This window comes from Pseudomonas sp. IPO3749, from assembly GCF_013386605.1.
GTDB lineage: Bacteria > Pseudomonadota > Gammaproteobacteria > Pseudomonadales > Pseudomonadaceae > Aquipseudomonas > Aquipseudomonas azotoformans_A.
This window is the reverse complement of the sequence record NZ_JACARN010000022.1, coordinates 96562-106385: the sequence shown is the minus strand read 5'-3', so window position 1 is coordinate 106385 and position 9824 is coordinate 96562. Positions and strand designations below refer to the sequence as shown.

7 protein-coding genes and 1 pseudogene are annotated in these 9824 nt (G+C 60.4%); 6 read left to right on the top strand and 2 right to left on the bottom strand.

Annotated elements, in window-relative coordinates:
* Window positions 1-715 (top strand): annotated as a pseudogene (locus tag HX812_RS11715) (hypothetical protein); the annotation flags it as partial.
* 91 nt (window positions 716-806) lie between these two features.
* On the opposite strand, the gene HX812_RS11710 reads toward HX812_RS11715, so the two are convergent.
* Window positions 807-3704 carry a ribonucleoside-diphosphate reductase subunit alpha gene (locus HX812_RS11710; protein WP_033901283.1) on the bottom strand — a complete coding sequence of 966 codons (2898 nt, stop codon included), beginning with the start codon at window positions 3702-3704 and terminating at the stop codon, window positions 807-809.
* A 553-nt stretch (window positions 3705-4257) separates the two neighbouring features.
* On the opposite strand from HX812_RS11710, the gene HX812_RS11705 reads away from it, so the two are divergent.
* Together HX812_RS11705 and HX812_RS11700 are read left to right on the top strand one after the other, a co-directional pair.
* On the top strand, window positions 4258-4983 hold the full coding sequence (locus tag HX812_RS11705; RefSeq protein WP_038846358.1) for a response regulator: 726 nt from the start codon (window positions 4258-4260) through the stop codon (window positions 4981-4983).
* Window positions 4980-6590: an ATP-binding protein gene (locus HX812_RS11700; RefSeq protein ID WP_038846357.1), complete on the top strand. Its 1611-nt coding sequence runs from the start codon at window positions 4980-4982 to the stop codon at window positions 6588-6590. The genes HX812_RS11705 and HX812_RS11700 overlap by 4 nt, the downstream gene beginning before the upstream one ends.
* A 7-nt stretch (window positions 6591-6597) precedes the next feature.
* On the opposite strand, the gene HX812_RS11695 is transcribed toward HX812_RS11700, so the two are convergent.
* A complete protein-coding gene (locus HX812_RS11695; protein ID WP_038846355.1) occupies window positions 6598-7314 on the bottom strand; it encodes a 4'-phosphopantetheinyl transferase in 717 nt (238 codons plus the stop codon).
* 146 nt (window positions 7315-7460) lie between these two features.
* Between HX812_RS11695 and HX812_RS11690 the strand changes: the two genes are divergently transcribed.
* The 3 genes from HX812_RS11690 to HX812_RS11680 are packed head-to-tail and all read left to right on the top strand — an operon-like array spanning window position 7461 to window position 9808.
* Entirely contained in the window at window positions 7461-7769 is a 309-nt protein-coding gene (locus tag HX812_RS11690; protein ID WP_016979766.1) for a hypothetical protein, read from the top strand.
* An 18-nt stretch (window positions 7770-7787) separates the two neighbouring features.
* Complete coding sequence (locus HX812_RS11685; RefSeq protein WP_016973689.1) at window positions 7788-8465, top strand: response regulator transcription factor; 678 nt, start codon at window positions 7788-7790, stop codon at window positions 8463-8465.
* Window positions 8462-9808, top strand: coding sequence for an ATP-binding protein (locus HX812_RS11680; RefSeq protein WP_038846352.1), 1347 nt, complete (start codon window positions 8462-8464; stop codon window positions 9806-9808). Before HX812_RS11685 ends, HX812_RS11680 begins: the two co-directional genes overlap by 4 nt.
* Window positions 9809-9824 lie beyond the last annotated feature (16 nt).

Sequence of the window (9824 nt, the reverse complement as noted above, 5' to 3'; positions counted from 1 at the left end):
TGGAGGAGGTGGCGGAGGTGGCGGTGGCGGCCGTGTGAACCCGGAGAATTTTGGCCCTTCCGAATCCATGAGCAACAAGCCCATCACTGAGGGGGCGAAACACCATGATTACCAGCCTGATAAAAGTGTGCGTGGGAAAAAGCCGGATAACATTTGGAGTGGTTTCTCTCAAGGCTACGAAGGTAATTGCACGACGGTGTCTTCTATCAAGGCTGCCATGCAGCATTTCGGCCAGGACCCCAAAGATGTTTTCAAGAATGTCGAGTTGAAGGGCAATACCTATGAGGTGGAGATGCGTGATGGATTCAAACTCAAGCTGACCAAGGATGAGCTGCGCATGGCTGCGCGAGAGGCGCGCTTCAAGGGTGATGACCCTGCATTAATGACCAACGCAAACTTTATGTATGCGGCGAGTGCCAAGCGAGCGCAGATGGAAGGGAATAGTGGCTCTCCTGGCGAAAACGACAGAAATGCCACGAGAAGCTTCAAGGATGCGCTGATCAGCTTGAATGATGGCGAGCATTCCCGCGAGGGCTTGCATAGGCTTGGGCTGAAAGATCACTACAGGCCGGGCTTTCAAAGTGATTTTGCGCGGGGGATGGTGGGGACTTATGAAACGAATGCACATTCCATGGCGGTGATTGGCAATCGTAAGGAGCTATGGGGAGGGCGAGGCGGTGCTCCAGGCCCAGGTATTTACACGGTGCTTTTCTAAGCGGCCATAAAAAAGCCGACAAACCCAATCATGCTCAGGTTTGTCGGCGTTTTTTCAGTTCCGGATTGTTGCGATCCGGAACCGACTCAGCTTACTGGCAAGCTTCGCAATCCGGCTCGTCAATCGCGCAGGCCTTTGGCACGGGGGCCGGGCCGGCTGGCGCTGCAAGCACCGAATCATCACCGTGGTTACCGCCGCTGGAAACCGCGTTCAGCTTACCGGTGTTGATAGTCGACTTCTCGGTGCTGGTCGCGGCCAGGGCACGGAGGTAGTAAGTGGTTTTCAGGCCACGGTACCACGCCATGCGGTAGGTCACGTCCAGCTTCTTGCCCGAAGCGCCAGCGATGTAGAGGTTCAGCGACTGAGCCTGGTCGATCCACTTCTGACGACGGCTGGCGGCGTCAACGATCCACTTGGTGTCCACTTCGAATGCGGTCGCGTAGAGCTCTTTGAGTTCTTGCGGGATGCGCTCGATCTGCTGCACCGAACCGTCGTAGTACTTCAGGTCGTTGATCATGACCGAGTCCCACAGGCCGCGGGCTTTCAGGTCGCGAACCAGGTACGGGTTGATCACGGTGAATTCGCCCGACAGGTTCGATTTCACATACAGGTTCTGGTAAGTCGGTTCGATCGACTGCGATACGCCAGTGATGTTGGCGATGGTCGCGGTCGGCGCGATGGCCATGATGTTGGAGTTACGAATGCCTTTCTGCACACGGGCACGTACTGGCGCCCAGTCCAGGGATTCTTCCAGGTCAACGTCGATGTACTTCTGGCCACGTTGCTCGATCAGGATCTGTTGCGAATCCAGCGGCAGGATGCCTTTGGACCACAGCGAACCCTGGAACGTCTCGTAGGCGCCGCGCTCGTCGGCCAGGTCGCAGGAAGCCTGGATCGCGTAGTAGCTGACTGCTTCCATGGACTTGTCGGCGAACTCGACCGCAGCGTCCGAACCGTAAGGAATGTGCTGCAGGTACAGCGCGTCCTGGAAGCCCATGATGCCCAAGCCGACCGGACGGTGCTTGAAGTTGGAGTTCTGCGCCTGTGGCACCGAGTAGTAGTTGATGTCGATCACGTTATCGAGCATGCGCACGGCGGTGTTGACGGTACGTTCCAGCTTGGCGGTGTCCAGCTTGCCGTTGACGATGTGGTTCGGCAGGTTGATCGAGCCCAGGTTGCAAACGGCGATCTCGTCCTTGTTGGTGTTCAAGGTGATCTCGGTGCACAGGTTCGAGCTGTGGACCACGCCCACGTGCTGCTGCGGGCTGCGCAGGTTGCACGGGTCTTTGAAGGTCAGCCATGGGTGGCCGGTTTCAAACAGCATGGACAGCATTTTGCGCCACAGGTCTTTGGCCTGGATGGTCTTGAACAGCTTGATCTTGCCAGGGTACTGAGCCAGGGCTTCGTAGTACTCGTAGCGCTCTTCGAAAGCCTTGCCGGTCAGGTCGTGCAGGTCCGGCACTTCGGAAGGCGAGAACAGGGTCCACTGGCCGTCGTCGAAGACACGCTTCATGAACAGGTCAGGGATCCAGTTGGCGGTGTTCATGTCGTGGGTACGACGACGGTCATCACCGGTGTTCTTGCGCAGCTCGATGAACTCTTCGATGTCCATGTGCCAGGTTTCCAGGTAGGCACAGACAGCGCCTTTGCGCTTGCCACCCTGGTTCACGGCGACGGCGGTGTCGTTCACCACTTTCAGGAACGGTACAACGCCCTGGGACTTGCCGTTGGTGCCCTTGATGTACGAACCCAGTGCACGCACCGGGGTCCAGTCGTTGCCCAGGCCGCCAGCGAATTTGGACAACATGGCGTTGTCGTGGATCGCGTGGTAGATGCCCGACAGGTCATCCGGCACGGTGGTCAGGTAGCAGCTGGACAGCTGTGGACGCAGGGTACCGGCGTTGAACAGGGTCGGGGTCGACGACATGTAGTCGAAGGACGACAACAGGTTGTAGAACTCGATGGCACGGTCTTCTTTCTGCTTCTCTTCGATTGCCAGGCCCATGGCCACGCGCATGAAGAACACTTGCGGCAGTTCGAAGCGGATACCGTCCTTGTGGATGAAGTAACGGTCGTACAGGGTTTGCAGGCCCAGGTAGGTGAACTGCTGGTCACGCTCGTGGTTGATCGCCTTGCCGAGTTTTTCCAGGTCGAAGGTGGCCAGGATCGGGTTCAGCAATTCGAATTCGATACCCTTGGCGATGTAGGCAGGCAGCGCCTTGGCGTACAGGTCGGCCATTTCGTGGTGGGTGGCGCTGTCGGCGACTTTCAGGAAGCCCAGGCCTTCGGCACGCAGGGTGTCCATCAGCAGGCGCGCGGTCACGAACGAGTAGTTCGGCTCGCGTTCAACCAGGGTACGGGCGGTCATCACCAGGGCGGTGTTGACGTCGGTCAGGGCCACGCCGTCGTACAGGTTCTTCAGGGTTTCGCGCTGGATCAGGTCACCGTCGACTTCTTCCAGGCCTTCACAGGCCTCGGTGACGATGGTGTTCAGGCGACCCAGGTCCAACGGGGCAAACGTGCCGTCGGCCAGGGTGATGCGGATCGATGGGTGAGCTTGTACCGCAGCTTCTTCAGCTGGGGTGCGTACAGCGCGTTCCTTGGAACGTGCGTCACGGTAGATCACGTAGTCGCGGGCAACTTTCTGTTCGCCGGCACGCATCAGGGCCAGTTCGACCTGGTCCTGGATTTCTTCGATGTGGATGGTGCCGCCCGAAGGCATGCGACGCTTGAAGGTCGCGGTGACTTGTTCGGTCAGGCGGGCAACGGTGTCGTGGATGCGCGACGAGGCGGCAGCGGTGCCGCCTTCAACTGCAAGAAACGCTTTGGTGATGGCGACGGTGATTTTGTCATCGGTGTAAGGAACGACAGTGCCGTTACGCTTGATCACACGCAATTGGCCGGGTGCAGTGGCGGACAGATCCAGGTTCGAATCGGCGGCCTGCGGCACGGAGCCTTGCGGGTTCTCGCGAGTTGTGTCGGTTTGCATGGGGGGTTGTCTCCACGTTCTATATTTGATTGCGAGTGCCAGGCTCTTCCTGCAACACCCGTACCGTTTTCCATATCGGGGATGGGAAACAGCTGCCATCCGCGTGAGCGGTTTGGTCTACTGAAAATCGGTTGGTTCCATGCTGCGCTAGCAATAAAACGCTTGAATTTCTTGCCACTTGTGTGGTTGGGTGCTTTCTTCGAAAACCCCACATGTAGGGTCTTCTACAGTGCCGAGGTACAAGATAATGCGTTTTCGAGGGGTTAGCAACGCAGTAACCTGTGGATAACGCTGTGGGTAAAATGTGTAAGAAAGGTTGAATGGGTGTGTAGGCCGCACTGCTGCTGGATTACGCCGTTTGTCATTAAATGTTTCGGGCTTAAAACAACCTGCCCATTTTCGAAGGGCGCGAACCCTATCACAAAAAAACGCGATCACCGAATGGATTTCCCGGCTTGTGTTTGAGGGCTGGCCCATGGCTACAATCGGCCGCATCGGGCTGTGCAGTTACCCAGATCATGCCCGCCTTTTATGACAGACATTGAGGTCACCCGTGGAGCAAGAAGCCTGGCAGGTATTGATAGTCGAAGACGACCAGCGATTGGCCGAATTGACCCGTGAGTATCTGGAGAGCAACGGCCTGCGAGTGTCCGTGGAAGGCGATGGCGCCCTGGCCGCGGCGCGCATCATCGACGAACAGCCTGACCTGGTGATCCTCGACCTGATGTTGCCCGGCGAAGACGGCTTGAGCATCTGCCGCAAGGTGCGCGAGCGCTATGACGGCGTGATCCTGATGCTCACCGCGCGCACCGATGACATGGACCAGGTACTGGGCCTGGACATGGGCGCCGACGATTACGTGTGCAAACCCGTGCGCCCGCGCCTGTTGCTGGCGCGCATCCAGGCCCTGCTACGGCGCAGCGAACCGGCGGAACCGGCGGCCGTGGAGAACCAGCGTCGCCTGCAATTCGGCCCCTTGGTGGTGGACAATGCCCTGCGCGAAGCCTGGCTGAATAATGCCGGTATCGAGCTGACAAGTGCCGAGTTCGACCTACTGTGGCTGCTGGTGGCCAATGCCGGGCGCATTTTGTCCCGCGAAGAAATCTTCATCGCCCTGCGCGGTATCGGTTACGACGGCCAGGACCGCTCCATCGACGTGCGTATCTCGCGCATCCGCCCCAAGATAGGTGACGACCCGATCCATCCGCGCCTGATCAAGACCATTCGCAGCAAGGGCTACCTGTTCGTCCCTGAAGCTGCTGCCGACATGCCGCTGTGAACTCGATCTTCCTGCGCATCTACGGCGGCATGTGCGCGGCGCTGATCCTGGTGGCGCTGCTCGGCGTGCTGGCCCTGCACCTGCTCAATGAAGTGCGCAGCGGCCAATACCGCGAGCGCCTGGCCCACGGCACCTTCGCCTTGATGGGCGACAACCTGCAACCCATGAGCCCCATCGAACGCCAGCGCGCCTTGGCCGTGTGGGAGCGCTTGCTCGGCATTCCCCTGGAACTGCGCCCCCTGGCCGATGCGCAACTGGACTTGAGCCAGCGCAATCGCCTGCAACGCGGCCAGGTGCTGGTGGAGCAGACCGGGCCTCACGCCGCGCGGGTGCTGCGCCTGGTCAGTGATCAGTCGCAACTGGTACTCACGGGCGAAGTGCAGCAGATCAGCGAACAGCTGGCGCGCGCAACTATCTACCTGCTCGCCGACGAACTGGTGCGCTTCCCGGTGGCTGAACAGCCGCAACGCCTGGCGGATATAAAAGACGCCAAAGGGTTTGGCTTCGACATGCACCTGATGACGCTCGACCAGGCCGACATGGACGAAGACCAGCGCCGCCGCGTCTCGGAAGGCGACACCGTGATGGCCCTGGGCAAGGGCGGCGATTCGATCCGCGTGTTCGCTGGCATGGTCGGCACGCCATGGGTGCTGGAACTGGGGCCTTTGTATCAGATGAACCCTTACCCGCCGCAATGGCTGATCCTGATCGCGTTGATCGGCCTGACGCTGATCGGTTTGATCGTCTATCTATTGGTACGTCAGCTTGAACGGCGGCTGCGCGGCCTGGAAGCCGCCGCCACCCGGATCGCCAAGGGCAACCTGGAAGTTCGCGTACCGGCCCGTGGCGCTGACTCGGTGGGGCGCCTGGCCGCGGCGTTCAATGGCATGGCCGAGCACTTGCAGCAGTTGCTGGCGATCCAGCGTGAACTGGTACGCGCGGTGTCCCACGAACTGCGCACACCGGTGGCGCGCTTGCGGTTCGGCCTGGAGATGGTCGGTGATGCCACCACGGCCGAGGCGCGGCGTAAATACTTGGAAGGCATGGACAGCGATATCCAGGACCTTGATGGCCTGGTCGATGAAATGCTCACGTATGCGCGGCTGGAACAAGGCTCGCCGGAGCTGAATTTCCAGCGGGTCGACCTCGATGCGCTGCTTGATCAGGTGATAGGCGAATTATCGCCACTGCGTCCGCAGGTCAAAGTGAGCAGGGGCATTTGCCTGTCTTCGGCGCATTGGGAGGATGCGTGGGTGGATGCCGAGCCACGTTACCTGCACCGTGCGCTGCAGAATCTGGTGAGCAATGCCATGCGTCATGCCCAGGGCCAGGTGTTGATCAGTTATCAGGTGGGCCAGGTGCGTTGCCGCATCGACGTGGAGGATGATGGCCCCGGTGTGCCTGAGAGTGCCTGGGAGCGCATCTTCACGCCATTCCTGCGCCTGGACGACAGCCGCACTCGTGCGTCTGGCGGGCACGGGCTGGGGTTGTCGATCGTACGGCGGATCATCTATTGGCACGGCGGGCGGGCGTTGATTGGCAAGAGCAATAACCTGGGTGGGGCGTGCTTCAGCCTGAGTTGGCCGAGGGATCAGGAGAAACCCTGATACCGGATCAGGCGCCGATAGCCACCAGGCTCAACAACTGCCCGTCATCCACCGCAAACTGTCCCGTCAACTCCATGCCGTGGCACCACTCCTCGGACAAATCCGTCAGCAACCGCAGCCTTATATACCCGGCCTCAGTCCACTCCATTACCTCGGCATGCTCAAAATAGAAACGCTTCTGCACAATCGGATAGAGCGCCTTGAACAGGCTCTCCTTGGCCGAAAACGTCAATGTCACCAATTGTGCGATCTGCTCTCGCGGTAGCGTTGCCATACGTTGCAGTTCATCGGGCGTGAGGATTTCCCCAGCCAGCCGCTCCGCCCGGTCCAGGCTCAGCACATTCTCCAAGTCCATCCCCAGCCCACGCCATTGTGCCTTGTGCGCGACAATCGCCGCCGCATGCCCGGTGCTGTGGGTGATGGAGCCACAGATATGCGCAGGCCAAACCGGCGCACGGTCTTCACCGATGGCGGGGATGTAGTTGAGGCGATCGAGTTGTTGCAGGGCCGCGCGGGCACACACTCGACCGGCCAGGAATTCGGCCTGGCGCTTGGGCACCGAGCGCTGGATGCTGGCCGGTGGCGGCACGGCGCTACGCTGGAAATCGCCGGCCGTTAATAAGGCGGGGTCAAAGCGCGTGCTGAGAAACACCGTGCCCGGCAAGGGTTCGGGCAGCGGCCAATGGGCGTCGAGTGGGGTGCAGCAAGCGGGTAGGGAATTCATGGGCGGTATTTTGCCGAGTTGATGGGCAACAGGATAGCCCGCTGCGGTTCAGGTGAGGTTCAGAGCCTGTTCAGGGGGAGTTCAGGGGCGCCTGCGTAGTCTGGAACTCACACAAGGGCAGCAGCCAAACGCGTAGAGGTAACACCATGACCGTGATCAAACAGCTGATGTTGGCGTTAACCATGCTCAGTGCCACTGCCGGAGCCCAGGCAGGCGATCGTGCCTTTGCCGCGTTCGGCGGTGAGAAAACCAAGAAATCCAGCACCTTGATCCAGCGTGTCAGTTTCGAAGAATCTGCCAGCCAACCCACGCCCTGGGGCCAGTCCCTGGGCCTGGCAACCCCGCAGCCGGCCTATCGCGCCGGCTATGAACACCTGACCGGCCAGTTCAATGGCATTAAACTGCGCCCGCAAGACTTGCAGGGCCGCTATGATATCCCTCTGTCGGACAGTTGATTTGCTTTGGAGAGCCTTATGAAATTGCTGGTGGTGGAAGATGAGGCGCTGCTGCGTCATCACCTGTTGACCCGCCTGACCGACAGCGGGCATGTGGTCGAGGCCGTGGCCAATGCCGAAGAGGCCCTGTACCAGACCGGCCAGTTCAACCATGACCTGGCGATCATCGACCTGGGCCTGCCCGGCATGGGCGGCCTGGACCTGATCCGCCAACTGCGCACCCAGGCCAAGACCTTCCCGATCCTGATCCTCACTGCCCGTGGCAACTGGCAGGACAAGGTCGAAGGCCTGGCGGCCGGTGCCGACGACTACGTGGTCAAGCCGTTCCAGTTCGAAGAGCTGGAGGCGCGGATGAACGCTTTGTTGCGCCGTTCCAGCGGGTTTACCCAGTCGACGATTGTCGCAGGCCCGCTGCTGCTGGACCTCAACCGCAAGCAGGCGTCCCTCGACGAACAGCCCCTGGCGCTGACGGCCTACGAATACCGAATCCTTGAGTACCTGATGCGCCATCACCAGCAAGTGGTGGCCAAGGATCGCTTGATGGAACAGCTCTACCCCGATGACGACGAGCGTGATCCGAATGTCATCGAAGTGCTGGTCGGCCGCCTGCGTCGCAAGCTGGAAGGCCCGGCCGGGTTCAAGCCAATCGACACGGTGCGTGGCCTGGGCTACCTGTTCAATGAGCGCTGCCGTTGATTCGCTCGCTACGCGTGCGCTTGATGCTGGCGGCCGCGACCCTGGCCGTGCTGTTCATGCTGGGTTTGTTGCCGGCGATGCAAGGGGCGTTCAGCCTGGCGTTGCAGGATTCCATCGAGCAGCGCCTGGCCTCGGACGTCACCACGCTCATCTCTGCCGCGCGGGTCGAAAATAACCGCCTGCTGATGCCAGCGCAGTTGCCGGACGAACGCTTCAATCTCAGCGACAGCCGCTTGCTCGGCTATATCTACGACCGTGAAGGCCACTTGGTGTGGCGTTCGCGGGCGACCAAGGAAGAAAATATCAACTACAAACCGCGCTACGACGGGCGCGGCAATGAATTTGCACGGATTCGCGAGGCCAATGGCCAGGAGTTCTTCGTCTATGACGTGGAGGTCAGGCTGCTCGGCGGTAAAAGTGCGGCGTTCAGCATCGTTGCCCTGCAACCGGTGCGCGAATACCAACTGACCCTCGAAGGCCTGCGCGAAAACCTCTACCTGGGCTTTGGCGCCGCGTTGCTGGTGCTGCTGACGTTGCTGTGGCTGGGGCTGACCTGGGGTTTGCAGGCGCTGCGACGGCTGAGCCAGGAGCTTGACCAGATCGAAGGCGGCACCCGCGAGAGCCTGTCCGAACAACATCCCCGCGAACTGTTGCGCCTCACCGGCTCCCTCAACCGCTTGCTGCACAGTGAGCGTGAACAACGGGCGCGTTACCGCGATTCGCTCGACGACCTTGCTCACAGCCTGAAAACCCCGCTCGCCGTCCTGCAAGGCGTGAGCGAAGACATGGCCCAGCGCCCGGAAGATCGCGACCAGGCCTGGGTGCTGCAATCGCAGATCGAGCGCATGAGCCAGCAGATCAGCTACCAGTTGCAACGTGCCAGCCTGCGTAAAAGCGGCCTGGTGCGTCACCAGGTGCGGCTTGAACCGGTGCTGCAAAGCCTGTGCGATACGCTGGACAAGGTTTACCGCGACAAGCGCGTCACTGTGTCCTTTGAACTTCCGGAAGAGTGCGACGTGCCGATCGAGAAGGGCGCCTTGCTGGAGTTGCTCGGCAACCTGCTGGAAAACGCCTACCGCCTGTGTTTGGGCGAAGTGCGCATCAGCTTCGTGGAAAACCTCGAAGGCAGTGAGCTGTGTATTGAAGACGATGGCCCAGGCGTGCCGCCGGATCAGCGGGCAAGGATTCTGCAGCGGGGCGAGCGGCTTGATCGCCAGCATCCGGGGCAGGGGATCGGCTTGGCGGTGGTCAAGGACATCATTGAAAGCTATGGCGCGCGGTTGACCTTGGGTGATTCGCCGTTGGGCGGCGCGGCGTTCAAGATTCACTTCCCCGCCGTTTGATCGGTTTTTGTGGTGA